Below are 26,350 nucleotides of genomic sequence, written 5' to 3'. Positions count from 1 at the left end.
AATCTCTTTCTGGGGATCAAAATTTCCGCTTATCTGTTTCGGAACAAAATATTTATTGTAATTTTCAGTAAAATAAAATTCTATGATGTATCCTGTTTTAGAAACAGAAAGACTTCTTTTAAGGCAGCTGACCCCTGGTGATGCGGAAGACCTTTTCGAATATTTTTCCCAGGATGAAGTCATGGAATATTATGATCTGGAAACTTTTAAAACATTGGAAGATGCCCACAATATCATCCATCATTTCAACAGTGAATTCGAAAAAGGAAAGGGATTCCGATGGGCACTGGAATTAAAATCTGAGAAAAAGGTTATTGGAACATGCGGCTATCATAACTGGCACCAGGAACATTTCCGGGCAGAAATCGGCTATGAGCTCAATCCTAAATTCTGGAGAAATTCTTATATGAAAGAAGCTGTTCTTCCTATTCTCACTTTCGGTTTCGAAAGCATGAGGCTTCACCGCATAGATGCTTTCACAGATCCTGCCAATATTGCTTCAGAAAAACTTTTACATTCTTTAAATTTTAAAGATGAGGGAATTCTCCGGGATTATTTCTTCGAAAAAGGAAGATTTGTAGATGCAAAAATTTTCGGGCTTATTAATGAGTAGATGGAAGAAAGGATGCCGGAAGATGAAGGTTTCTGAAGTTCACAGAAATCATTGATGTCTGCTTTAATTAATCTTCAATGTCTTTTAATTATAATTTATTAAATATTACTGCCAGAAGTACAGTGAGATTTAGTTTTCCCATCTTCTTTCTTCAAACTTCCCTCTTTTAACTCTTTATATTCCTCTTCTTTTCAAAAGCCGCTGCCCCATTTTTACAGGCCCACTTCTGCTTGTAATTCACCCACTTAGCTTTAAAAACTTTACGAAGAAGCTTATCCGTATACCTCATGATGAAAACGTGATACATCATATTGGCAAAAACACCCGGTTTATTGGGAAGTGCCCTGAGCGACATGGAAAAGCCCGGTTCCAGATACCTGTTGAAATGCCAGAATGCTCCGGGAATAAAAAGCGCATCACCATGTTCCATCAAAATTTCGTAGCCTTTGGCATATTGTAAAGCCGGAAACTTCTCATAATCAGGATTTTCATAATCTATGTCGTATACTGTGTGTACCGAAAGTGGCACTTTATATAGGAATTCAGATTGTTTCTGGTCAAATAACAATATTCTCTTCTTACCCTCGAAATGAATATGAAGAAAATCTCCCAGATCCACATCATAATGCATCAGTACATGAGCTTCACTTCCTCCGAAGAAAAGGGTTGGCAGTCTTTTGAAAAACTTGATTCCCATATCAGGATACGTGAAGTTTTTCAGCAGTTCAGGAAGCCTGTCTGTAATAATATAAAAGAAGATCCGCAGATCTGAAGGTTTACTTTTTATGGTATCAATATAATCCTTCATTTTCATATGCGTCACAGGTGCATCTGAACTTTTGGAAGCATCAGCAGGTTTATTATCATATAAAGGAACTTCCTGATCACCCGCTTTTTCCCGGATATAGGCAAGATTCCATTTGTCAAAAGCTTCCCATCTGCTGGCGAAATTTTTGATCAGAAGCGGTTTATGTTTTTTGAAATAATTCTTCTGAAAATCTTCTTTACTGATATCGCTGACTACATCTACGTTTTCGAGGATCATCTTGTTTTTTGTTATTTAATATGAAATAAAAATAGTGCTTTTTTTTAAAATCTGTAAAAATATGCAAAGCAAAAACAAGTCTGATAATTCTATTACACGTCATTTAGTCCAGCAAATAAAGCAAAACAGAAATGATTCCTCCAAAGATCAAGACAGCACATCCCTGCGGACTGTTTGCTCTTTTTCTTTTTCTCCCAAAAGTATTTACACGATGCCCGCTTACCCATTTTCCGTTCCTGAAATGTCCTTTTCTGTAGTAACTCATTTTTTCCGTAAAGAAATTACCTCTACCTTTATTAATCTTATGGTTTTCCGTAAAAGAGCAGTTAAAACGAAAAAAATTATCTTTGTAAGACCAAGCGAATTTATGAGAGTTTACAATACCAAACATTTCCTGAAGATTCTTTTCAGCATGCACAAAAGTGACACCATGAAGATCCTTTTCCCTACAATGATTCTTGTGGGGCTTTATTCGTGGGGAATTCAGTATCTGGAAGTGGAATATCTCCACCTTACCACAAAATCGGGGGTAAGTAATGTTGGAATGATTCACTCCTTGTTGGGCTTTGTACTTTCTCTACTGCTTGTTTTCAGAACGAATACGGCCTACGACAGATGGTGGGAAGGCAGAAAACTCTGGGGAAAACTGGTGAATGATACCCGGAATTTTGCTGTAAAAATCAGTACAATTTTAGGAGATGACCGCCAGAATGCAGAACAGATTTCAAGGTATTTAAAATATTTTCCTCATTTCCTTGCCAAACACCTTTCTAAGGAATCTACAAGGCTGGCATTGGATGAAGATTATTCCGAAATTGAAAAATCACTGAAGCATCATGGCCCAAGTGAAATTGTTATTCTGCTAACCCATAAACTGAACCAGCTTAAAAAAGAAGGAAAAATCTCAGATATTGAATTGCTGTATCTGGATACCCAGCTTTCCGGTTTCCTGGACGTTTGTGGTGGCTGTGAGAGAATTAAAAATACCCCTATTCCCTATTCTTATTCTTCGTTTGTGAAAAAGTTCATCATCTTATATGTACTGGCGCTTCCTGTTGCCTATGTCATTACAATCGGGCTTCTGATGATTCCGCTTACCGTATTTGTTTATTATGTCCTGATGAGCCTGGAGCTGATTGCCGAGGAAATTGAAGACCCGTTCAATAATGATGAAAATGATATTCCTATGGAAGCTCTGGCACAAAATATTGAAAGAAGCGTTCATCAGATCATGGGGTTGAAAAAATAAAAATCAACCTTAGAGATTGATTTCTTTGAGTTCGCCATCTTCTTTTACTTCTACAAACTTGCTTTCGCGGTTTGCTGTAGAATATCCGTAGAAAAAAGTCTGATATATCGGGGTGGAATACAGATATCCCCCATATCCATTATAGGCATCCGATGTTCCTGTTTGCTGCTGGTAACTTGCTGTTGCTGTAAAATTAACAATGGTTTCCAGGTAATATTTCCCGGGCTTCAGCTTTTCAAACTTAAATCTTCCGTAATCATCCGTTAAAGCTTCCAATCTGTATTTAAAAGCTTCTTCAGACATATATACGGTTGTTTTCTTATTCTCATACTTTCTCCTCATTCTGTAAAACTCATCAAAATAAGGTGTTACAGGAAAAAGCATCACTACAGTTCCTTTGGGAGCATAATGCTTTTGCCCCAGTAAAGGCTTGATCCCCCAATTGTTCTTCTGTTTTGTGGAAGCTACTCCTTCTATGGTAGAGTTTCCGAAGCTGAGCATTTCACGGGCCATCTTTTTATCAAAAAAAGCCTGTGGATAATACGTGTTCTGCGCCTGTGAAAATATAAAGGTGAATACCAACAACAGTAAAACGGATATTTTTTTCATGATAATAATTTAAATCAAATATAAGTAATTTGCTATTTTTGAAATAAAAATATCTATGAAATACTTTTTTCTGCTATTGATAACCACATCATCGTGGGTTATAGCTCAAAAACCATGCGGATTTAAAGACGGGCTGCAGGAAGGGTCCTGTAAAGATTTCTACGAAAACGGACAGGTAAAACAGGTAGTGGAATGGAAAAAAGGTAAAATAGACGGTGAAGCCGTTTATTATTACGATAACGGAAAAGTACAGGCCAAAGGAGAAAATAAGAAAGGTTATAAAGCAAAAGAATGGTCTTACTACGACAAAAATGGTGTTCTTACATCCAAAGAAGTTTTCAGAAACGGCGAAAAAAATGTGTATGATGACAGTTCTCTCGCTACGTTTTATTCTCCAGGCGGAAAAATAACTGAAATTTCCAACTACAGATTAGGAAAACTGAATGGTGAAACCAGACTTTTCCATGAGGACGGAAAATCTGTAAAGCAGATCGGCCAGTACGAAAACGGAATTGCCGTAGGAAAATGGAAAGCACTTTACCCGTCAGGAAAAATACAGCGCGAAACAGAGTTTGCCAACGATAAATGGAACGGAACCCGTATTCATTACCGTGAAGACGGAAGCGTTGAAAAAACGGAAATCTACAAAGACGGAAAATTAATCTCAACAAAATAAAACAATTGGTACAGAAACTAAAACTGGAAGAGCTTAACAGGATAGATGTGGAAACATTTAAGAAAGTTGAGAAAATTCCATTGGTCATTATTTTAGATAATCTAAGGAGCATGCATAATGTAGGGGCATCTTTCAGAACGGCAGATGCTTTTCTGATCGAAAAAATAATCCTTTGCGGCATTACTCCGAAGCCACCACACCGCGAGATCCATAAAGCAGCTCTCGGAGCTACAGAAAGTGTAGAATGGAGCCATGAAAGTGATATCAACACTGCCATCAGCGATTATAAAAGCCGAGGATATGAAATTATAGGGATCGAACAGACTACAGACAGCCAAATGATAACAGACTTCAGCATCGACAAATCAAAAAAATATGCGCTGATCCTGGGAAATGAAGTGGAAGGAATAAGTGATGAGGCTCTTCCGAATATTGATACCTTTCTGGAAATTCCCCAGCTTGGAACAAAGCACTCCCTGAATGTAAGCGTATGCGGTGGAATTGTGATGTGGGAGTTTGCAAAAGCCCTAAAATAAAAAAACTGCATATGTCTTTAGTAGACAGTGCAGTTTGAAATAAATCTAATAAAAAGTAAAAATGAAAGGCGACAAAGGTACCTTTTTTTTCCTTACAAACAAATTTTAATATCATTTTTTTTATTTTTCATGAAAAAAAGTGATGTTTTGAGAAAAAGTTTCATTTAATTTTTTATAAATTAGCACAATGTTTATCAAGGATTATATCTCAAAAGACTTTCCATGTTTTAGCCTGACTGACTCAATAGAATCAGCAAGGAATATGTTAGAGGATTTTGGCTATTCCCATGTTTTTATAAAAAAATCTCACCACTTTTATGGGGCCATCGCAGAGGATTTCCTTTATGAAGGTGATGGGATATTAAAAGATCTTGAACATCAGATCGAGCGTTTTGCTATTCTGGATGACAATAATATTATGGATAGTATCCGTCTTTTCTATACTTTCAATGCCAATGTGATTCCGGTGATCAATAAAAATGAAAAATACCTAGGATATATTACCTGCGATGATATTTTTCAGAATTTTTCCCGTTATCCCCTGTTTTCAGAAAGCGGGGCCATTCTCACGATTGAAACCCCGGCCAGAAAGTATTCAATGACGGAGATTGCCAATATTGTGGAAAGCAACAACTCGAAGTTCTACGGCGGATTCATCACCTTTATGTCTGATGAGGTAATCCATGTAACCATTAAGATCAGCAATGAAAACCTGTCTTCGATAGACGCCACTTTTGACCGTTACGACTATAGAATTGTTGAAAAATACTATTCTGACGAAAAATCAGATCTGTTTAAGGACAGATTCGGGTTTTTCCAAAAATTCATAGAAATATAACATGAAGGCAGCCATATATTCTCAGAAAAAAGACCTCGATACTTTTTTATATTTAAGCAAGTTTATCTCAGAACTTGAAACCAGAGGCGTAAAATCTGTTCTGTATGATGAAATGGCTGAAGCGCTTCAGTTCTCAAAGATATTTGAAACATTCAACAGCAAACAGGATCTTCTGGACAAGAAAGTAGATCTTTTCTTTACCTTTGGAGGTGACGGAACCATTGTAAATTCATTAACCTTTATTGAAGACCTTGAAATCCCGATTGTAGGTGTAAATACCGGACGACTGGGGTTTCTGGCCAGCTTTACAAAAGAAGAAGCATTCAAAGAACTTGATGCTATTTTAAAAGGTGATGTAAAAACAAGCCGCCGTGCAGTTATTCAAGTGGTTTCTCCGGAATCTGATGATTTTTTCCCGTATGCGTTGAATGATGTTACCGTTTCAAGGAAAGAAACAACATCCATGATCACGGTAGATTCATATATCAATAACGAATTTTTAAATGTATTCTGGGGAGACGGGGTAATTGTTTCCACCCCTACAGGATCTACAGCTTATTCTTTAAGCTGTGGCGGACCGATTATTTCTCCGAACAACGAAAATTTTGTCATTACCCCTATTGCTCCACACAATCTGAACGTAAGACCTCTGGTTGTAAATGACAGGGTGGAAATAAAATTTAAAGTGGAAAGCAGAGTGCCACAGTACTCCCTTTCCCTGGACTCAAGACTGGTCCATATAGAAACCGACAAAGAAATTATCATCAAAAAGGCAGATTTTCAAATCCTTCTGGTACAGCCAAACCATTTGAGCTTCTACGAAACGATCCGTCAGAAGCTGCTTTGGGGCAGAGACAAAAGAAATTAGTAATTCCTCAAAAATGATTACCTTTACAGGAATTTTAAAAACGCCTAATAATTTAAAATAACAAAGTAAAACATGAGCAGAATTTTTCCGGCAGGAGTTGCCACAGGTCAATTGGTTACCGATATTTTTCAGTATGCTAAAGAAAACAAATTCGCACTGCCTGCAGTAAATGTAATTGGTTCAAGCAATGTAAATGCTGTGATGGAAACTGCAGCGAAATTAAACTCTCCTGTAATTATCCAGTTTTCAAACGGTGGAGCTGCGTTCAATGCAGGAAAAGGATTAAACAATGACGGTCAGAGAGCTGCAGTTTTAGGTTCTATTGCCGGCGCTAAACACATTCATACCCTTGCAGAAGCTTACGGAGCTACTGTAATTTTACATACAGACCACTGCGCAAAGAAATTATTGCCCTGGATTGACGGATTATTAGATGCAAGTGAAGAACATTACAAGCAGACAGGAAAGTCTCTTTATTCTTCCCACATGCTGGATCTGTCTGAAGAATCTTTAGAAGAAAACTTAGAAATCTCTGCTAAATATTTCGAAAGAATGGCTAAAATGCAGATGACTTTAGAAGTTGAGATTGGTGTTACAGGTGGTGAAGAAGATGGTGTAGATAACTCTGATGTAGATAATTCCAAATTATACACCCAGCCTGAAGACATCGCTTATACTTACGAAAAATTAAAAGCTATTTCTGAAAACTTCACTATTGCAGCAGCATTTGGCAACGTACACGGAGTTTATAAGCCAGGAAATGTGGTTCTTACCCCAAAAATCCTTGACAACTCTCAGAAATATGTTCAGGAGAAATTCGGAACAGCTGCCAAGCCGGTAAACTTTGTATTCCACGGAGGTTCCGGATCTACTTTGGAAGAAATCAGAGAAGCGATTGACTATGGAGTTATCAAAATGAACATTGATACTGATCTTCAGTTCGCTTACACAGAAGGCGTAAGAGATTATATGGTTAACAATATTGATTATTTAAGAGCTCAGATCGGAAATCCTGAAGGTGAAGAAAAACCGAACAAGAAATTCTACGATCCGAGAGTTTGGGTAAGAAAAGGTGAAGAAACTTTCTCTACAAGACTGGTTAAAGCGTTTGAAGACTTAAACAACGTAAATACTTTAAAATAAGAACTGTACATTTGTATCAGTGTAAATAATATTCTTCAGGGATACCGTTTACACTGATACATTTTACATTATACACTAATACAGACAATATGGCATTCGAGTGGTTTAAAAGACAGGCAAAAAACATTACAACCTCTACTGATGAAAAGAAGGATGTTCCCAAAGGCCTATGGCATCAGACCCCGTCAGGAAAAGTCGTGGAACATGATGAACTGAGAAGAAACAATTACGTTTCTCCTGAAGACGGATTTCATGTAAGAATAGGAAGTGCAGAATTTTTTGACATCCTTTTTGACGAAGGTAAGTTTACAGAACTGGATGCCAATGTTGAAAGTATTGACATCTTAAATTTCAAGGATACAAAACCTTATAAAGACCGTTTGAAAGAAGTAAAAGCTAAGACAAAGCTTACAGATTCCATCAGAAATGCAGTAGGAACCGTAAAAGGGACCGAAATGGTAGTTTCCTGTATGGATTTTGCATTTATCGGCGGATCTCTGGGTTCTGTAATGGGAGAAAAGATCAGAAGAGCAATAGATTATTGCATTGCCAACAAACTTCCTTACATGATCATCTGCCAGTCCGGAGGAGCAAGAATGCAGGAAGCAACCTATTCACTGATGCAGCTTGCCAAAGTACAGGCCAAGCTTGCCCAGCTTTCTGAAGCAGGACTTTTATACATTGCTTACCTTTGCGACCCTACTTTTGGAGGAATTACCGCTTCTTTCGCTATGACAGCAGATATTATTATGGCTGAACCGGGAGCACTGATCGGTTTTGCAGGTCCAAGAGTAATCCGTGAAACCATCGGAAGAGATCTTCCGGAAGGCTTCCAGACCTCTGAATTCCTACAGGAAAAAGGGTTCGTGGATTTCATCGTAAAAAGAACTGAAATTAAAGATACAATAGCCAAAACAGTAAATTTATTAGCCGTTAAAGCTTAAGATCTGTAACAAACATTATACAGTCTCTCTCTAATTAGGGAGAGATTTTTTTTATGAGGACCTTTAAGATATTTTTTAATACCATCAAAAGCATGAGCCTGAAAAAGATCATGCGTCTTTTATCGCTCCTTCTTCCCCACCCTGTTTTTGCATTATTAAGTTTATATGCAACCGTGCAGGCTTTCACTATTGCCCAGAAAAAGTATCCTGAAACCGCATCTAACAATGGGATTGGAAATGCCTACAGACATGCTTTATGGTGTAGTTTCATTATGATGTACTGTTGCAAAGTATCCTCTCCCCAAAAAGCATTGGATTTCTGTAAAAGAATAACAGATATGCATGAAGAGCTTTTTCCCAACGAGCCACTGGAAACCAAAATGGATCTTCATAACAACAAAATCGGTATGGATTACTTTATGGAACTCCTTCCGGGAATCCACCGGCAGTTTTTTGAAAAAGGATTTTTTATTGATAATCTGGCAAAAAAAATGGACGATGCAAAGGTGTTGCAGAATCTAGACGACGATTTTGCAGGTCATTTAGTATTTCTAAAATAAATATTCTAAGATTATTTTATTTATATATAAAATTTAAACCTGAGTGTAGGGTATTTCTAGTTATCTAATTATAATTTTACATTATAAACTAACCCATGGAAGAAAGATACTCAAGAAATAGATTATATGTAAATAATGATGAACAGGATTTAATTAAAAAACACCCTATATTAATTGCCGGAAGCGGGATCGGAAGCAATATTGCAGAATGTGCTCTTCGTTTTGGATTTGAAAACATCACCGTCATAGATGGGGACAAAATAGAAATTTCAAACCTTAACCGCCAAAATTTCACTTATTACGACGTAGAAAAGCCTAAAGCCGAAACGTTATACAACAGATTAAAAAGTATTAATCCTGGAGCTGAAATCAAATACATCAATGAATTTATAACAGAAAAAAATATCAGAGAAATAATTGAAGGCCATTCAATTGCTATTAATGCTTTAGATTTTACTTCTGATATTCCTTTACATTTCGATACTCTTTGCAAAGAAAAAAGAATACCCGTTTTACACCCTTACAATCTGGGTTGGGGCGGATTGGTAATGGTCATTACTCCCGACGGCTTGTCCTTAGAAAGCCTGAACAGCAGCACCCGTATCAATGAATTGAGTGTTGTTGAATTTTTTGCTGAACAATTAAAACATATAATGGAACCCAACTTATGGCTTGAGAAAATACTTAAAAGCTACAAGGATGAGAAAGAAACCCTCCCTCCTCCCCAGCTTGCTATTGGTTCTTGGATCATCGCAGGGATCTGTACAACTATAATGTATAATATTATTACCAATAAAAAGGTCAAGCAGTTCCCCGATTTTTATTTTAATACCATCATGGAATAGTCTTAAATGAGCTTATTATTTGTAGCGTAAGATAGCGCTTCTGTGATATTTTGTACACCGATCTTGTCAAAAAGCTTTCTCCTATGGAATTTAATTGTATCAGCCGTAAGATAAATTTTTTCTGCAATGTCATTGATAGTCAAGCCCTGTGCATAAAGCAGTAAAATTTCTATTTCCCGATCTGTAAGTTTTATTTTGGTCTTTTTTATCCATTCATTTTCAGAAAGATTAAACTTCCAGATAGTATCGCTTCCATCTTTAAAAATTTGGATATTCCCTGAAGAATTATTTTGAGAAAGTGATACAATACATATTGCTTTCCAGATCTTTCCATCTTCTGTTAAGAACAGAGGGGTAAGTTTGTGATTTACTAAAATACTTTTTTTATTCTTTTTCACCAAATGAAAATCATATGATATGGTATGTTGCTTTCTTTCTTCTATAGGAATGCTTTCATAAAAATTGAATCCAATTTCATTTATAGTGATCAGAAGTTCTAAATCTTCTTCTTTTACGTGCTTGAAATAGAAAGCATACCCCAATTCTTTCACTTCATCCGGGCTATGGCCACATAAAAATAACGGATTATCTGACACGTATTCAAACGTTTTCTTTTGATAATCTATAACATATATGCTTTTGTAAGTGATCCTCGCAAATGCTTTTATAGGTTCCAGATAGTTAAACGTCTGCATCAATTCATTTTGTGATAAATTATGCACCGTATTTTTCTCTGAAAAAAATTTGTTGATTTCCTCCATATAATTCCAGTTATATAAACGCCCTCCACACCCGTTTGTATTTTTAAGCATTTTACATCAAATCTACACAAAAGTGTAGCAAAATACTATTAAAATCATAATAAATTTATCAAAACTAAACCAAAATAATGAAAACAATCAAATTATCTATTTTAAAAAAATCAGACTTAAAACACCTTGCAAAGTTTGTAGTAGAAGAAAATTTATCACACCATGTTGAAAAACCCGCACATAATCAAGCCTTTATAGAAAAAGAAATTGAATATATTTATGAAGAAGAATCAAAATTTTCCAATTCAAAAGTTTTAGTAGCAACAAACAGTGAGAACAAAATCATAGGATCTATAAGAACATTAAAGTGGAATACACTGGATATCCTGCCTATAGAAAAAATGTTTGCCATTGATCTTAAAAACATACTAGAAACGAAAAAAACAGATATCTGGCACATCGGAAGGTTTGCAATAAAAAAAGGAGCTGAAGGATCTGGATTCAGTCTGTTTAAAACATTAATGGTCCATGCTATTAATGATGTCTGCACTAATACGAATTCTTTAGCCATAGCAGAATGCGACGTTAAGCTGTTAAGAATACTGAAAGCACTAGGCATAGAAACAACAGCCATTACAAATTCTATCCATTATTTAGGATCTGAAACAGTACCCGTTATCTTAACCTATAAGACTTTAAAAAATTTCCTTGATTACAATCTCCATTTTCTAAGCTGTCATGAAGAAAATCTACACAAAAGTGTAGTTTTATCAACCCCTCATCAATACTACACTTTTGTGTAGTGCCTATAAAAACCCTATTCTATACCTTTGATTTCATTGATGAAAAATATTGTAATTCTTTTCAAAATAATTATTCTTTTGGCCGGAGCAGCTGTAAGCGGGCAGAGCATAACAGGAAAGTTATTAACCCCCCATCAAGAAGAAATCAGCTATGCAGAAGTCTCTTTAAGTCAGGACAAAATAAAAGTCTCCGCAATAGGTGACGAGCATGGAAATTTTTTTATGCAATTGCCACATAACGGAGATTATAAAATATCTGTACTGAAGGATGGAAGAATGATTTATGAAAAAAACATCAGTATTTTAAATCAAACGAAAAAGGATATTATCATAGATCTAAAGGAAACAAAGATTCAGGATGTAGTTATTTCTGTAAGGAAAAAATTAATTGAAAGAAAAATTGACAGACTTGTATTTAATGTAGAGAATTCCGTATCTGCCACAGGCGCAGACGCATATGAAGCTTTAGGTATAACACCGGGTGTAAAAATACTTAACGACCAAATAGGTATAGTCGGGAAAAATAAAGTGTCCATTATGGTAGATGACAGGCTTATTCAGCTTTCAGATGCAGATTTAATAAGTTTTTTAAAAAGCATAAGGTCTGAAGATATTAAAAGTATTGAAATCATTAATAACCCTCCGGCAAAATATGAATCGGAAGGCAATAGTGGAATCATAAATATCAAGCTGAAAAAAGCCAAGCAAAATTATCTTAGCGGAACAATAAAATCTAGTTATACTCAAGCCAAATATTCATTGGGGAATTACGGTCTTGGGATTAATTATCAGAAGAAAAAAGTAACGCTGACATCGAGCTTAGATTATGAAAATGGAAGTATTGCTCCCTACCAGGAATATACCTTACATTATCCAAATTACACATGGTTTGAAATCAATAACTCAAGAAACTTTAGAAATAATTTAAGTGGCAGGCTTTCTTTAGACTATGCTCTCACTAATAAAACAACAATAGGTATACAGTACCTCGGAGGAATAAATAACCCTATGCGCAAAGGAACAAATACATCTTACATTAGAAGTTCAAAGAATGTTTTAGATTCTCTGGTTTACACTCCGTCATACCTAAAAGTAAATAAAAAAAATCATGCACTGAATTTCCATTCAATAACAAAATTGGATACTTTAGGAAGACAGATATCCTTTGATCTAGATTATTTTAAATTTGACTCTAATGCCGATAATAAGTTTTCGTCATCCAGCTTTCTACCTAATGAAAGCACACCTAGCCAATTTTTATCAGCAAATAATCTCAGCAGCCAGGACATTGATATATACTCATCAAAAATAGATATTGAAACGCCGCTGAAATGGATTAATCTATCATTTGGGGCAAAACTATCCTTTATCAATAATGACAGCAAGGTGTTCTATTATGATACAAGTAATGGAAATTCCAGTTTAGATTTGGGGAAGAGCAACGGGTTTAATTATAAAGAAAACACACAGTCCGTGTATATTTCGGGTAACAAAAAATTATCTTCAAAATGGGAGACACAATTGGGGCTAAGATGGGAAAGCACCCAGACCAAAGGGTTTTCAGAAACTCTTCATCAAACGAATAAAAACAATTATATAAAACTTTTTCCAACATTTTACTTAAATTATTTAATCAGTGAGAATAGTGTATTGGGCCTTAACTACAACAGACGGATAGACCGCCCAACGTATGGGGATTTAAATCCTTTCAGATTTTACACCACGAAATACAATTATGGAGAAGGAAACCCTTTTTTACAGCCTTATTTTACGGACAATCTTGAATTGTCCTATAGCTATAAAAATTATTATACCGCAGTCTATACGAGCTATATCACGAATGGGTTTGACCAAGTAACCTATGTTTCCAGCAGCAATCCTGTTCAGGCTGTAATTCCTACTAATTTTTTTAAACAGGCAAACTGGGGTATATTGGAAAGTTATGTTTTGAATCAATGGAGCTGGTGGGAAAGCAATAATCAGGCAAATATTTTCTATTCTAAAACAATATCTGATCTCACGAATACATTAAATGATATTGAAGCCTGGACCGTTTCTGTAAGCTCAAATAACAGTTTTGTTTTGAATTCTTCAAAAACACTTAGAGCAGAACTTGGTTTCACTTACCAATCTCCTTCAATTGCCAACAGCTATAAAATATCATCTTTTTATTATTTCAATGCAGGTATAAAGCTATCATTATTAGAAAAAAAACTTCAGATAGCGCTCAATGCAATGGACATTTTCAAAACCAACAAAATGACATTTACCCAAATCGTTAATAATATAAAGCAGGAGAATTATGATTACCGTGATACCCAAAAAATAAGATTATCATTAAGTTGGAATTTTGGAAAATCCTTAAAGATTCAGTCTAGAAAGCTAAGTAATGACGAAGAAAAGAAAAGAGTCAATTAATTTGATTTGATTTCCGCAAATACTATAGTGCACATATAGCATAAGCGGCAACTAAATAAAACGCTTGCAAGCAAGAGTGAAACTCACAGAATTATACTCTCTAAACAATGATTCTATCGTTTAATTTAAAAACTATTTAACATGTTTACATTTAACAAAAAAGAAGCTAAAAATTTAGCGAAGCATTCAGGTTTAATCAAAAATGATGTTCTAAAAAAAGCTGTTTTACAGCTTGAAGCAGAAAACGGAATAGGAGGTACTTCTCGTGACCTAGTAGGCTATTCGCAAGTAGTATATGATAGAATCATATATACAAGACACGTTACAGGAGCTACTATCTCTGAGTAACAAATAAATTATGAGAGGTATAAAATTTATACCTCTCTAATTTACATTATCTCATTAAAACTTATACCCATGAATATACAGGCATTAGTAGTAAAAGTTGCCAGCCGATGTAATATTAATTGTACATATTGCTATATGTATAATCATGCCGATCAATCTTATCTGGTCCAGCCCAAGTTTATGTCGAAAAGTACTGTAGAGGCGCTGAAAGAAAAAATCAAAAACCATTGCTTATCCCATAATTTAAACAGTTTCTTTGTCGTTCTGCATGGAGGAGAACCTCTGCTTTCCAGCGTAAAAGATCTGGCTTTCTTTTTAGAAACCCTGCACTCTTTGCATGAAGATGGAATAAACATAATTTTTGCAATGCAGACCAATGGAATGCTGATCAGCAAGCAGCACTGTGAACTATTTAATAAATATAATGTAGGTGTAGGAATAAGCCTTGATGGCGACAAAGAGGTGAACGATATGTACCGGATAGACAAAAAAGGCAACGGAACGTTCGAGAGAGTAAAACAAGGCATCAATGTGGCAAAGGAGCACATGGAATTTCCCTTAGGCTGTCTGTCTGTTATAAATTTCCAATCCTCCCCGATTGATCTCTATGAAGCTTACAGGTCTTTAGGCTTTTCCACCATTAATCTCTTATTATTGGATGAAAATTATGATAGTATAGATCAGGTACCAAGGCTCAAAAATGCCGACTGGCTAATTGAACTGTTTAATTATTGGTATGACCTTGAAGGAAATAAAAAAACATCCATAATTAAATTTGAAGACTTTATCAATCTTATTTTTGGATCAGAATCAAGTTCTGAGAGCGCAGGAAAAGGCTATAATAAGCTAGCTGTCATAGAAACAAACGGCGATATTGAATCTCTTGATGTATTGAAGATCTGTGGAGAGAGCTTCACCAAGCATAAATTTAATCTTCATACAAATGAATTTGACGATATCTTCCAAAGTGACCTGATAGATGTATATTATAACAGTAAGCAGATGCTGTGCAAAAAATGTTTGGCCTGCCCTGTAAATGAGGTGTGCGGAGGCGGATATTTACCTCACAGATACAGTTCAAAGAATGGATTTAATAACCCTTCGGTCTACTGTGATGATTTATTAATGCTTATTACTCACATTCAGAATAGGGTTATTGACAGCCTTCCAGAAAACCTTATTGAAGAGACAGGAATACAAAAACTGACATACCAAGACGCCGTAAAACTGATTGAAGAGAAACTTCCTACCATTCCAGAACCTGCTTATGCAAAAAAATTAGAGAGTTTCGCTTTAAGTAACTAATTTCTTTTATCTTTTAAGAATTATTCAAAAACTGCAGCTATGAAAATTTGTCCTAATAGTGAGCTTGGGGATGATAAAGACCAAATAATTGGATTTTATGAAAACGGATTATTAAATTTTTTAGGTACTCCGGTCTCTATTGATGAAGTATTTGGCGGAAATAAAAAACATTACAGAAGTATAAACGCTTGTGAAACAAAATCTTGTTACAATTGGACTGGAAAAAAATGTAATGTCCCAGAAAAAATATTGACGAAGATACATCAGAATTTCATGCATCTGGCAGAAAACTGTCCCATCAGAAAAGACTGTAGATGGTATCATCAGGACGGACTTGAAATTTGTAAAAAATGTCCCTCAATTAACTTTCAAAATGAAACCCTAACACCATAAAATTAAAATATATGAGAACTAATAACCTTTTTTATCTAAAGACACCAATTATCCATCTAATTAAGGAAAAAAAAGAAATTGAAAAACTTCCTGTTGTTCTACAAAATGTAATTGAAAGGCAATATTTTTTAGAAAACAATTCATATATCAATCAAACTCCGCTTTATGGCCAACTAGTATATACCCAGGTTGTATTTGACAGAATAGGCTTCTCAAAAGTTATCAACATGTAGCTTCTTTATTTCCTACTCTAAAATATTGAATCTATAAAATTGCTGTACTGATCAATGAAAAAATTTCCTTTTATAAAACAATTAGATAGCCAAGACTGCAGCTTAGCCTGCCTCAAAATGATAAGTAAGTACTATGGTGTTTTGCTATCTAATTCTATTTTTTCTGACATCAATCTTTCAAAAAGAGGAATCACTATTTCCGATCTCAATCATACAGCACAAGAGCTCGGTTTTGAAACACTACCCGTTAAACTAACTTATGAAAATGCCCTTCAAAATATTTCTTTACCCTCTATATTTTACTGGAATCAAAATCATTTTCTTGTTGTATATAAGATTACTAAAGATAAAGTGTATGTAGCGGATCCTGCTTTTGGCAAAACCACATATACAAAGCAAGAATTCTTAAAAGGCTGGACACAGGATAAAGAAGAAGGAGTCATTCTAATATTAAATCCTACGGAAAAATTATATGAGAAATCAGTTAAAAACCAGAAGAAATCAGCCAAGAACATTGAATACGTCATTCAATATATAAAAAAACACAAAACTCAATTTATTCTCATAGCACTCACATTATTAGTATCGTCTTGCATTGAGTTGGTTTTTCCTTTTTTTACCCAAAAAATTCTAGACAAAGGAGTTGCTTTAAAGCAGGTCAATCTTATATATCTAATTTTAATTGCCCAAATCGTTCTATTTATAAGTAAAATAGGGTTAGAATATTACCGCTCCTGGCTATTTATTCACATCAGCAGCAGAATCAGTTTGTCTATTATTTCTGATTTTTTAGCAAAGCTTATGAAGCTTCCGTTGAAGTTTTTCAACAGTAAAAATACGGGAGATTTGATACAGAGAATTCAGGACCACAAAAGGATCGAAGAGTTTTTATCACAAGATTTGATTCAAACTGTATTCTCTTTATTTAGTATTATAATATATTCTTTCGTATTATTTTATTTTAATACCACTGTATTTCTGATTGTTTTAATTGGAACAACTCTTGAACTTTCATGGATATTTAATTTTTTCAAAAAAATTAAAATCCTTGATCAAAAAACATTTTCTCTGCAGTCTACTGATCAAAACAAGATCTATGAAATCATCAATTCTATGCAGGAAATCAAACTTAATAATCTCGAAGATTATAAGCGCCATGAATGGGGGGAAATTCAATCTAACATTTACCTCAATAACATCGAAAAACTTAAAGTTAATCAGAAATATGAAAGCTATAAATTTATAAATTTCTTTCAAAATATTTTAGTGGTCTTCACATCATCGATCGCTGTAATGAATCAGAACATGACAATCGGGACAATGCTTTCCATTATGTACATTATCGGTGGTATGAACAACCCTATTTCCCAATTAATAACATTCTTCCTGCGTTATCACCTAGTTAAAATTAGTTTTGAAAGACTTAATGAAATTCACAATAAAAATGACGAAGAAAATATCAGTAAAGTTGACTCATTGAATGAAATATCTGATATTTCTGTTCAAAATGTGAGCTTTGCATATGACGATTCAAATTATATTTTAAATAATATAAACTTAAATATCCCAAGCGGCAAAACCACAGCAATAGTAGGGGCAAGCGGTAGTGGAAAAACCTCTCTTTTAAAATTAATCTTAAAATTTTATAAACCGCAGCAGGGCACTATTTTTCTTGGAAACATCCCCTTAGAAGAAGTAGAGAATACTATTTGGAGGCAAAAATGTGGTGTTATACTCCAGGACAGTTATATATTTTCAGATACTATTGCCTACAATATATCTCTTGAAGAAAATCCGGATGAAGAAAAACTGCAAATTGCTATTTCACTTTCTAATATCAGTAACTTTATCAACAGTCTTCCATTGAAAAACAATACCATTATCGGTTCTGAAGGTATAGGAATAAGCCAGGGACAAAAACAACGCATACTCATAGCCCGTGCAATCTATAAAGATCCGGATTACCTGTTTTTTGATGAAGCAACCAACTCATTAGATGCAAAAAATGAACGGATCATTGTTCAAAATATCGATAACTTTTTTAAAAACAAAACAATGATTGTGGTTGCGCACCGCCTGTCTACCGTAAAAAACGCAGACCAGATCGTTGTATTAGACAATGGGGTCATTTCTGAGCAAGGCACACATGATGAATTAATCATGATAAGAGGGAAATATTTTGAACTGATACAGAATCAATTAGAATTGGGATTATAATATGAAAAACAAAAAAGATCTAATGGGAAAAATTCCCAGTTATTTTACTGGCTTAGGAATTATTATTATTATTCTGAGTATCCTTGCATTAATACTGGCTTTTAAAGTTTTATTTTTCTGGTAAAGGTTTATCCAAATTTATCAAATTTCACTACATTTAAGACCAAAATAAATTCAAATGGTTCTCAGCAGAATTTGGTCAGCATTTATTATCATTGCTATCGGGATTGCAAGTATAAAATACATTTCATCAAGCCACTACAAAACCATCTATAATGATATGGTTGTAGGAAAAGGTGGCGATACAGTTCAGATCGCTTCACAGCCCATGAACATGCTAACCCCGGTTGTCAGGGACAGCCTGATGAAAAAGAATGATTTTGCGGACAGCAGGATTCATTACAAGACAGATTCTTTAAAACAGAATGTCAAGGTCTACAGGGTTCAGGAAGCAGATGGCGTTATCGGAACTTCCGAAACCGCAGTAAAGATCTGTATTGGCCTGATTGGGATTATGACTTTGTTTATGGGATTCATGAGTATTGCTGAAAAAGCAGGTGGAATTAATCTTTTAAGCCGTTTTATTCAGCCTTTCTTCTCGAAATTATTTCCTGAAATCCCCAAAAACCATCCTGCCTTCGGACATATGCTCATGAATTTCAGCGCCAATCTTCTGGGGCTCGACAATGCCGCTACGCCGTTTGGTTTAAAAGCGATGGAAAGTTTACAGACCTTAAACCCCAATAAAGATACCGCAAGCAATTCACAGATCATGTTCCTGTGTCTTCATGCGGGCGGAATGACGCTTATTCCGGTTTCTATTATCGCTATCAGGGCCTCAATGGGATCAAAAACCCCAACCGATATTTTCCTTCCCTGCATGATCGCTACTTTTGCAGCGACACTGGCAGCCATGATTATTGTTTCTCTTTATCAAAAGATCAATCTTCTTCGTCCGGTAGTAATTGCGTACGTAGGAGGAATTTCAGCTGTTATAGCTCTTTTGGTGGTCTATTTGGTTCAGTTAAGTAAAGATGAATTAGACACTTTCAGTAAAGTTTTAAGTAATGGCCTGATTCTCTTTATTTTCCTCGCAATCGTTCTTGGAGCCGTCTATAAAAAGATCAATGTTTTTGATGCGTTTATTGAAGGGGCAAAAGAAGGTTTTACCACCTGCGTCAAAATTATTCCTTACCTGGTAGGAATGCTGATTGCCATATCCCTTTTAAGAACTTCAGGTGTTTTTGATGTTATCATAGACGGAATGAAATGGGTCGCCAATACAGCCGGATTTGACCCGAGATTTGTAGACGGTCTTCCGACTGCATTAATTAAGCCTCTTTCCGGATCCGGCGCCAGAGGAATGATGGTAGATACTATGTCAACTTTCGGAGCAGACAGTTTCCAGGGAAAATTGGCAGCAGTTCTTCAGGGAAGCTCAGATACGACATTCTACGTGATTGCGGTTTATTTTGGAGCCGTAGCTGTAAAGAATACGAGATATACGGTTATTGCTATGCTTCTTGCGGATTTAGTGGGTGTTATTACTGCTATTGCACTGGCATATTTGTTTTTTGCGAAATAGTATGATAAAGTTGTTTTCTCTTATCGTTTTATGCTTATTAATAGCCGGTTGTAAAAAAGACAGTGAAAATAAGGTTGTAAAAACTAAGATCACCCAAAATAAAAATCTGAAAGATTATATTGATTTTGAATATGATGAAGTGATTGCCTTTGCAAGTGTAAACCCAATGGATTACTATGATGGTGATTTCGATAGAGAATTAAATGTAAAAAAATTTAAGGATACTGTCAGCAGGAAGTTGAATCCGGCTCAGATAAGGGAACTCAATGATATTCTGAGTGGAAGAAAAAATCAGAAAATATATTCTGTTGCTGCAATAGCCGACTGTTTTTACCCAAGACATAACATTATATTTCTAAATAAAAATAAGCTGGTTAATCACATTGTGGTTTGTTTTGAATGTAATCGAATTAAAGGAAGCAAGCCATCATTGGCAAGCATGAAAAACTTCCGGGATTTTTTTAATTCTTTAGGCTTAAAAGTATTTGACAACCCTATCGAGCATTCAGCATATTATGATTCCATTCAGCTGATGCATAAAAAGAAGTGACAATAGAATAGTTGGTATAGCGAAAACCTTAAACTTTAAATAGTAAACGATCATGATCACAGATAAAGAATTCACATTAAGATTAATACGCCAGTTAACTCAAGCATTGGAAAAACTGATTTTAGACAAACCTGAAGAAAGTTTAATGCAGAAAGAACTAGACTTCGATTCTTTAATGAAAGATATTTTCAAGATAGATTTTACCGAAATTTCTTCAAAAGCGAAAGAAGAAATCATTGAAATCGTCAGTGAAAGACAGGAAAGAGATCATAAAGATTATTATGAGATGCTGGGAAACCTTTTTTATTATAAGGGCAAACTGGAAGATAATAAAGACTTTTTAGACAAGTCAAAGACATTCTATGAGCTTTATCTCCAGACCAGCGGAATTTTTGCCCTTCCTGTCATCAACAGAATCAACGAAATGAAAAAAGCACTTGAATAAAGTGCTTTTGTATTTTAGAATGTAATTTTATAGGTTCCGGTAGAAGAGGTACTTGCCTTTTCTGCTTTAACGTACTTTTTGACCCATGCTACTGATGTGGAAGACACACACGGATCTGAAGTTCCTCCGGCCCTTCTTGCGGACACCACATTTCCTGCTTTATCCACTGTATAAGCAATAGTAATGGATCCTCCTGCTGTACAGCTGTGTGAAGGCTGGGAACCTCCTCTTCCCATAGTTCCGGGAATGTACCCAATAAGTTTTCTGTCAATTCCCACTTTACTGTCACCATTTCCGTCCCCACCTAAAGGATCTCCTGCATTTCCTATTCCATCACCTGTACCCTGGCTTCCGGCTTTTGTTCCTCTACCCCTGATCAGGTTTCCGATGGCAGCATTTCCTTTTCCATCCCCGTTTCCAGTTTTGGAATTGGCAGTAGTTGCCCCTGCTTTTTTAGTACTCTTTGAAGCACTTGCGCTTGTTGCTGCTTTATTATTTGTTTTTTTTGATTCTTCTTTCTTAGGAACGCTTGTTTTAGAATTATTTCCTGTGATTACCTTTTCCTTAACCTCTGTTTTCTTTGGTTCGGGAGCGGGTTCAGGTTTTACCACTGTTTTCGTTTCCGGCACGGGTGTTTCAACCGGTTCAGGAGTTACTTCTTCTTTAGCTGCAGCTAGGCTCCCCGGCTGGTCTGCCGGTTCTTCAATGCCTTTTCCATTTCTGTTGTCCCCGAAGTTAACAAGCATTGTTGTAATTACCTCATCCGGCTGTTTATCCAGTTCCGGCTTCAGTTTATATAGAAAAACAAAAAGTAAAATTGCAGACCAGATAAGGATAGAAAGTATAGCACTTTTTATCCTGTCTTTATTCTGCTCATCTTTGTTTACGGTGTAACTTCTCATCTTAAAGGATTCTTTCCGGCAGTTCCGGAGACATTATTTATCTTTAACCGTTGCAATAGCAATATTAAATTTATTCTTTTCTGCAATTTCCATTACAAAAACAACATCTTTATGCATCGTATTTTCGTCTGCCCGGATGGTAAAAGATTTGTTAGCCTGACCATTTAATTTACTGATAATCAAAGGCTCTAACTGATCTCTTGTCACAGGACTGTCATCTACAAAATAAGATCCGTCCGGTTTAATGCTTACCGTTAAAGGATTGGGAATATTATCTTCTACCGCACCCGCTTTTGGCAGCTTCACATCAATAGCACTTTGGTTTGCTGCTGAAGAGGTTATCATAAAGAATATCAGCATCAATAGGATAACGTCTGTCATCGCTGCTAAACTGAATTCCGGATTTGCTTTATTTCTTCTCTGAATTTTCATCGTAAGAAAGATTTATAAAGGTTTGTTGATAAGGTCTAAAAACTCTCCCGACATATTCTGTGCCTTCAATACAAACTTATCAATTCTTGTTAAAAGAATATTGTAGAAAAAGTTGGCAGGAATTGCAACGGCCAAACCTACCGCAGTTTGTCCCAATGCTGTATAAATACCCTCAGAAAGTGTTTTTGGTGAGAAAGATCCTGTTGCATGCGAAAGGTTAAAGAATGCAATGATCATCCCGATAACCGTTCCCAAAAGCCCCAACATCGGAGCAATACTTGGTACTACAGCCAAAAGGTTCAGGTTTTTCTCCATATTGGCAACTTCCACCTGTGCCTGAGACTCCATAGCACTTACAATATCTGAAACCGGGCGCCCCAGTCTTGAAATTCCTTTTTCCAGGATTCTTCCTTCCGGAGAATTCTGTCTTTTGCAGTAATCTGCCGCCGATTCTATCTTTCCTTCTTTAATAAAGTCTTCGATATTGTCCATAAAATTGGCATCTGTTTTTGAAGTCAGCCTTTTAATAAAGAAAAAGCGTTCAAAAAACAGATACACTGAAAATACACCCAACGCCAAAACGGTAACCATCACTATTTTAGCGAAAGCCCCTCCGTGGAACATGATCTTCCAAAATGAAAATTCTAAATCGTCTGTTGCAACTGCCGGGGCAGTAATCTGTGCAAATAAAATCTGAGTAAGTTCCGTTAACAGCATTAATGTGAATTTTTATAAAAATTTAACGACAAATGTAGTGGAATATTATGAATTGCTCTCTTAAAAATTGCTTAAAAACAACTTAAAATTTGTTATGGTTCAGAGACAGCAAATTTCTTTCCAAAAGAGATTTTGAAAAGAAATTTGTTATTATAAAAAGAAGAGAAAAAGGTTAGTCCTCGTCTACGTTAATATCATCCTCCTTAAATTCGCATTTTAAACGGAATGGGATCGGCGTATCTGACCCTGTATAGAAATCGTCAATAGTTCCTTTCCATATAACCTGAAGCTCGCCTTCTTCATTTTTCTCAAACTGAAGTTCATTATCGTAGATAAAGGCTTCTTCATCATCAAATAAATCTACCTCTGTGTAGGTTTCTTCATCAGAATCACTGATTTTGATTGTTTTTCCCTCGATCTCCTTAGATTCGATAGGAAAATCAAAAACTTCAAGTGAAAGCTGTGGAAAGTTGTACTGTAATGAATCATCATCTACATGATCCAAACTGTCATCCGTTATGATTTCAACCTCTAAAAAATGTTGCTGGTTGCTATAGACTGCTTTACAATAAGTATTTCTGATATTGTATTTTAGCGTCTCTTCCGGATGGTAAATTTTTAAAATCCCTTTCATTATTTCTTAAAAAAGAACTGTAATAATATGATTGTTAAACGTTTTCAACAAAGATAAAAAATTGATTGAATGTGAAAAATTTTTTGAAAATTATTTTTAAAAAATCAGCTTAAATTTTCCCACACAGGATATATTAGAATAAAAAATGCCACAGATAAATCTGCGGCACTCCTTAAAGCTTATAAAACTGCATATCAATGATTTATTCTGTTTTTTTCGCAGCTTTATGCAGAATATCTAATTTTGTATTGCTTTTTAAATTCTCTGATTCTTCAAATTTCAATTCATTCCCATTCCAGTGTACAGGTTTTCCTTCTGAATTGATATCGCCCTCGTTATGCAGAACTTTAGACATTTTTTCGTCATAATCTCCTGCTAAAATTTCTTTTGGCACTGAAACATTTTCGAATCCTCTTCTGGTTCCTACTGCGATATATGAGAACTTCACAAGATTATTATCATCTGTTTTTGCACTGAAACCCGAAGCTGTAGGCTCTTTTTCCAGGTATATCTGAGAGCTTTTTCCAATAGGTGTGATGGTTACAACAACAGAGTTTTCTGCTGCTAAGTTTGAGAAATTTTTGTCAAACCTTACATCCACTCTTCCATTGGCATCAATCGTTGCCGTACCTCTTGTATATACGTCTACAGTTGTTGAAGTGGGAACATAGGTCGCAATTCTTTCCATACTCTCCGTATTGCTTACGTTGGCAATTACATTATTGGTATATGCAGCACCGTCAATGTACATTCCGTAACGGCTCCCGCTTACATTCATTCCATATACATCACCTTTAAAAGCAGCTCCCATAAGATCTCCTACACCCATCACCCCAAATCCTGTTGCCGTTGTACCGGTTGCTGATTTACCTGTACCTGTAGCCATTGCAGCATTTCCATAAACACCAACACTCGCAGAACCAGATGTTTTATATCCCAAAATACCAAAGGTTCCTGACACCTGTCCGTTTCCTAACACTCCTCCGGAGCGGTCAACAGCTGCCGCTCCTCCGGATGACAATACTTCACCTATTACTCCGAAAATATAAGAATCTGTTGTTGAGGACGTTGTTGCATTTCCCATAACACCATAGAGCGAAGTGTGGGCTGAAGTAGTCGCCGTTGAAGCAGGTCCCGAATAACCACTTCCGGCATTGTTACCGGCAGCACTTCCAATGGTTCTATCCGCCCATACACCAGCTCTTTTTGTAGAGACTGCAGTAGTGGGATCCACTGATCCTGTAATACTCGAAGTGGCATATATGGAAGTGGCCGCACCTGATTCCAGTACATTTACGCCATTCCCTGTATTGCCGGTTGCTTCCATTTGTATCCTGATTCCGTTTCCGGTGGAATTTCCGTCATGTATGATTAAAATACCATCACTATTATTTGCTGCATTATTGTTTTGAATTCTAAATCCCTCGCCCGTACCTGTGTGGTTTATAAATCCGGCAAAAGCATTATTGGCAGAAGCCATCGTAATATTTAATCCCCTTGAGTTGGCGGCCACCCCATTCTGATTAATTGCCAAAGCTCTGTCCAGAGTAGCCGCTCCCATATCGATATACATTCCTTTAGATCCCGTGCCTGTAATACTTCCCGCATCTGCAGCACTGCTTGTCTGGCTTAAAATAGCAGCAGGCTGATTTGTTGTTCCGGATTCCGATGCATGAATTTTTGCTGTGGGAAGCAATATTCCAAACCCGGAATTACCATTATTTAAAAGTGAAATTCCGCTGCCCGAGGTACTGTTGGGCTGTAATCTTGCAAAAATTCCGGTTGTTGTGGAAGGTGCCGCATTGTTGATAATTCTTACCAACCCGTTAGTGGAATTTAAAGCTGTACTGGCGGTTGCTATATCCAGCAAAGTTCCGGTTGTTAATGCATTTGCCCTTAATGTTAAAGGTGTTTGTGTACTTGCAGTTGTCCAGTTCCAGGTCTGGGCGAAATTTTTACTGTCAAGAGCGTTAACAGCCGTTCCGTCAATAAGCCCGGAAATAGGTATTTTAGCTGCAACTCCACCATTGTTTACCGCTACCCATTTTGTTAAGCCGGAATTATAGTAATAAAATCCGGGAGATGTAAGATCAATAGTGCTTAACGACAGTACTGTCGCCGCACTTGTAGCATAGATCATCATTGAGTTTTGGTTGATCCCCAACTGTGCCTCCATTGATTTGATCTGATCTCCTGTTAACCGCGGAATCAATATTCCTTCAGGCTGTGAGCCTGTGGTCTTAGGTGTGATGTCGAACGTGGCATTAGGTGAAGCTATGTTCACACCAATTTGAGCGTAAATTGTTGAAAAAGTAGCAACTGCTGCTACCAAACTTGATAATTTTTTTTTCATAGGTATTAGCTTTTAATAATTTGACTTTTAATTAATTGTAATTTTTTTGTTTCATATTTAATTTCTTTTAAAGATTTAAGATAAAATAATTCCATCAAAAATGATTTTTTACGAACAAAAATCACTAGCAAATTTTATCAAATCAGATTGCGATCAACACTTAAAATTACTGATTAGCAATTGTTTAATATATAAAATTTTTCAATTACTCAACAATAGTGTGAAAAATATTTTTTTTCAACCCTGTTTTCATAAAGAGTATTTTGTGGAAATAAAAGTTTTTGGGTTCCGTAGTTTTAATGATTGCTTTTAACCCGTTTAAAACAATTAATATTTA

The 26,350-nt window shown here is 35.8% G+C and carries 29 protein-coding genes; 20 read left to right on the top strand and 9 right to left on the bottom strand.

Annotated elements, in window-relative coordinates; genetic code table 11:
- The first annotated feature begins 82 nt into the window (after positions 1 to 82).
- Positions 83 to 613, top strand: a complete 531-nt coding sequence (locus tag HNP36_RS12080; RefSeq protein WP_184163666.1) for a GNAT family N-acetyltransferase — start codon at positions 83 to 85, stop codon at positions 611 to 613.
- Positions 614 to 779: 166 nt separating this feature from the next.
- Here the strand turns inward: HNP36_RS12080 and HNP36_RS12075 are convergent, their stop codons facing one another.
- Complete coding sequence (locus HNP36_RS12075) at positions 780 to 1,658, bottom strand: cupin-like domain-containing protein (RefSeq protein ID WP_184163663.1); 879 nt, start codon at positions 1,656 to 1,658, stop codon at positions 780 to 782.
- 103 nt (positions 1,659 to 1,761) lie between these two features.
- Positions 1,762 to 1,923, bottom strand: a complete 162-nt coding sequence (locus HNP36_RS12070; RefSeq protein WP_184163660.1) for a hypothetical protein — start codon at positions 1,921 to 1,923, stop codon at positions 1,762 to 1,764.
- 102 nt (positions 1,924 to 2,025) lie between these two features.
- Between HNP36_RS12070 and HNP36_RS12065 the strand changes: the two genes are divergently transcribed.
- A complete protein-coding gene (locus HNP36_RS12065) occupies positions 2,026 to 2,907 on the top strand; it encodes a bestrophin family protein (RefSeq protein WP_184163657.1) in 882 nt (293 codons plus the stop codon).
- Positions 2,908 to 2,916: 9 nt separating this feature from the next.
- Here HNP36_RS12065 and HNP36_RS12060 read toward each other — a convergent pair whose 3' ends face one another.
- The gene (locus tag HNP36_RS12060) at positions 2,917 to 3,516 is read right to left on the bottom strand and encodes a hypothetical protein (protein ID WP_184163654.1); all 600 of its coding nucleotides are present in this window, start codon (positions 3,514 to 3,516) and stop codon (positions 2,917 to 2,919) included.
- A gap of 55 nt (positions 3,517 to 3,571) precedes the next feature.
- Here HNP36_RS12060 and HNP36_RS12055 point away from each other — a divergent pair, with 55 nt between their 5' ends.
- The 8 genes from HNP36_RS12055 to HNP36_RS12020 all read left to right on the top strand — a co-directional run bounded on the left by HNP36_RS12055 (position 3,572) and on the right by HNP36_RS12020 (position 9,926).
- Entirely contained in the window at positions 3,572 to 4,192 is a 621-nt protein-coding gene (locus HNP36_RS12055; RefSeq protein ID WP_184163651.1) for a toxin-antitoxin system YwqK family antitoxin, read from the top strand.
- A gap of 5 nt (positions 4,193 to 4,197) precedes the next feature.
- Positions 4,198 to 4,728, top strand: a complete 531-nt coding sequence (locus HNP36_RS12050) for an RNA methyltransferase (protein ID WP_184163648.1) — start codon at positions 4,198 to 4,200, stop codon at positions 4,726 to 4,728.
- 187 nt (positions 4,729 to 4,915) lie between these two features.
- Complete coding sequence (locus HNP36_RS12045) at positions 4,916 to 5,566, top strand: CBS domain-containing protein (RefSeq protein WP_184163644.1); 651 nt, start codon at positions 4,916 to 4,918, stop codon at positions 5,564 to 5,566.
- A 1-nt stretch (position 5,567) separates the two neighbouring features.
- Positions 5,568 to 6,434 carry an NAD kinase gene (locus tag HNP36_RS12040; RefSeq protein WP_184163641.1) on the top strand — a complete coding sequence of 289 codons (867 nt, stop codon included), beginning with the start codon at positions 5,568 to 5,570 and terminating at the stop codon, positions 6,432 to 6,434.
- A 72-nt stretch (positions 6,435 to 6,506) separates the two neighbouring features.
- Positions 6,507 to 7,577 (top strand): class II fructose-bisphosphate aldolase, encoded by a 1,071-nt coding sequence (gene fbaA, locus HNP36_RS12035; RefSeq protein WP_184163638.1) that lies wholly within the window; start codon positions 6,507 to 6,509, stop codon positions 7,575 to 7,577.
- Between the two features lie 89 nt (positions 7,578 to 7,666).
- On the top strand, positions 7,667 to 8,521 hold the full coding sequence (gene accD / locus HNP36_RS12030) for an acetyl-CoA carboxylase, carboxyltransferase subunit beta (protein WP_184163635.1): 855 nt from the start codon (positions 7,667 to 7,669) through the stop codon (positions 8,519 to 8,521).
- A 53-nt stretch (positions 8,522 to 8,574) separates the two neighbouring features.
- On the top strand, positions 8,575 to 9,081 hold the full coding sequence (locus HNP36_RS12025; protein ID WP_184163632.1) for a DUF6973 domain-containing protein: 507 nt from the start codon (positions 8,575 to 8,577) through the stop codon (positions 9,079 to 9,081).
- Between the two features lie 95 nt (positions 9,082 to 9,176).
- The gene (locus tag HNP36_RS12020) at positions 9,177 to 9,926 is read left to right on the top strand and encodes a ThiF family adenylyltransferase (RefSeq protein ID WP_184163629.1); all 750 of its coding nucleotides are present in this window, start codon (positions 9,177 to 9,179) and stop codon (positions 9,924 to 9,926) included.
- Between the two features lie 2 nt (positions 9,927 to 9,928).
- On the opposite strand, the gene HNP36_RS12015 is transcribed toward HNP36_RS12020, so the two are convergent.
- A complete protein-coding gene (locus tag HNP36_RS12015; protein ID WP_184165206.1) occupies positions 9,929 to 10,687 on the bottom strand; it encodes a response regulator transcription factor in 759 nt (252 codons plus the stop codon).
- Positions 10,688 to 10,815: 128 nt separating this feature from the next.
- On the opposite strand from HNP36_RS12015, the gene HNP36_RS12010 reads away from it, so the two are divergent.
- The 10 genes from HNP36_RS12010 (at position 10,816) to HNP36_RS11965 (ending at position 20,975) form a co-directional block, all read left to right on the top strand.
- Entirely contained in the window at positions 10,816 to 11,481 is a 666-nt protein-coding gene (locus HNP36_RS12010) for a hypothetical protein (RefSeq protein ID WP_184163626.1), read from the top strand.
- 39 nt (positions 11,482 to 11,520) lie between these two features.
- Positions 11,521 to 13,899 carry a TonB-dependent receptor domain-containing protein gene (locus HNP36_RS12005; RefSeq protein WP_184163623.1) on the top strand — a complete coding sequence of 793 codons (2,379 nt, stop codon included), beginning with the start codon at positions 11,521 to 11,523 and terminating at the stop codon, positions 13,897 to 13,899.
- Positions 13,900 to 14,040: 141 nt separating this feature from the next.
- Positions 14,041 to 14,247 carry a hypothetical protein gene (locus HNP36_RS12000; RefSeq protein ID WP_184163620.1) on the top strand — a complete coding sequence of 69 codons (207 nt, stop codon included), beginning with the start codon at positions 14,041 to 14,043 and terminating at the stop codon, positions 14,245 to 14,247.
- 69 nt (positions 14,248 to 14,316) lie between these two features.
- Positions 14,317 to 15,552: a radical SAM protein gene (locus HNP36_RS11995; protein ID WP_184163617.1), complete on the top strand. Its 1,236-nt coding sequence runs from the start codon at positions 14,317 to 14,319 to the stop codon at positions 15,550 to 15,552.
- A 39-nt stretch (positions 15,553 to 15,591) separates the two neighbouring features.
- Positions 15,592 to 15,945 carry a hypothetical protein gene (locus HNP36_RS11990; protein WP_184163614.1) on the top strand — a complete coding sequence of 118 codons (354 nt, stop codon included), beginning with the start codon at positions 15,592 to 15,594 and terminating at the stop codon, positions 15,943 to 15,945.
- A gap of 11 nt (positions 15,946 to 15,956) precedes the next feature.
- On the top strand, positions 15,957 to 16,178 hold the full coding sequence (locus HNP36_RS11985; protein ID WP_184163611.1) for a hypothetical protein: 222 nt from the start codon (positions 15,957 to 15,959) through the stop codon (positions 16,176 to 16,178).
- A 54-nt stretch (positions 16,179 to 16,232) separates the two neighbouring features.
- Positions 16,233 to 18,395: a peptidase domain-containing ABC transporter gene (locus HNP36_RS11980; protein WP_184163608.1), complete on the top strand. Its 2,163-nt coding sequence runs from the start codon at positions 16,233 to 16,235 to the stop codon at positions 18,393 to 18,395.
- A gap of 178 nt (positions 18,396 to 18,573) precedes the next feature.
- Entirely contained in the window at positions 18,574 to 19,980 is a 1,407-nt protein-coding gene (locus tag HNP36_RS11975) for a nucleoside recognition domain-containing protein (protein ID WP_184163605.1), read from the top strand.
- A gap of 1 nt (position 19,981) precedes the next feature.
- Complete coding sequence (locus tag HNP36_RS11970) at positions 19,982 to 20,530, top strand: hypothetical protein (RefSeq protein ID WP_184163602.1); 549 nt, start codon at positions 19,982 to 19,984, stop codon at positions 20,528 to 20,530.
- Positions 20,531 to 20,582: 52 nt separating this feature from the next.
- Positions 20,583 to 20,975, top strand: coding sequence for a hypothetical protein (locus HNP36_RS11965; RefSeq protein WP_184163599.1), 393 nt, complete (start codon positions 20,583 to 20,585; stop codon positions 20,973 to 20,975).
- A 14-nt stretch (positions 20,976 to 20,989) separates the two neighbouring features.
- On the opposite strand, the gene HNP36_RS11960 is transcribed toward HNP36_RS11965, so the two are convergent.
- The 5 genes from HNP36_RS11960 to HNP36_RS11940 form a co-directional block, all read right to left on the bottom strand.
- Positions 20,990 to 21,877, bottom strand: coding sequence for a ferric siderophore ABC transporter substrate-binding protein (locus HNP36_RS11960; protein WP_184163596.1), 888 nt, complete (start codon positions 21,875 to 21,877; stop codon positions 20,990 to 20,992).
- 33 nt (positions 21,878 to 21,910) lie between these two features.
- A complete protein-coding gene (locus tag HNP36_RS11955) occupies positions 21,911 to 22,309 on the bottom strand; it encodes an ExbD/TolR family protein (RefSeq protein ID WP_184163593.1) in 399 nt (132 codons plus the stop codon).
- Between the two features lie 12 nt (positions 22,310 to 22,321).
- Entirely contained in the window at positions 22,322 to 23,026 is a 705-nt protein-coding gene (locus tag HNP36_RS11950) for a MotA/TolQ/ExbB proton channel family protein (protein ID WP_184163590.1), read from the bottom strand.
- 172 nt (positions 23,027 to 23,198) lie between these two features.
- Positions 23,199 to 23,660 (bottom strand): hypothetical protein, encoded by a 462-nt coding sequence (locus tag HNP36_RS11945; RefSeq protein ID WP_184163587.1) that lies wholly within the window; start codon positions 23,658 to 23,660, stop codon positions 23,199 to 23,201.
- Between the two features lie 202 nt (positions 23,661 to 23,862).
- Positions 23,863 to 26,013, bottom strand: a complete 2,151-nt coding sequence (locus HNP36_RS11940) for a hypothetical protein (protein ID WP_184163584.1) — start codon at positions 26,011 to 26,013, stop codon at positions 23,863 to 23,865.
- Positions 26,014 to 26,350 lie beyond the last annotated feature (337 nt).

Origin of the sequence: Chryseobacterium shigense (assembly GCF_014207845.1) — a bacterium.
In the GTDB taxonomy this organism is placed as follows: Bacteria; Bacteroidota; Bacteroidia; order Flavobacteriales; family Weeksellaceae; genus Chryseobacterium; species Chryseobacterium shigense_A.
Note: the sequence above shows the minus strand (reverse complement) of the source record. Positions and strands in the feature narration are given on the sequence as shown.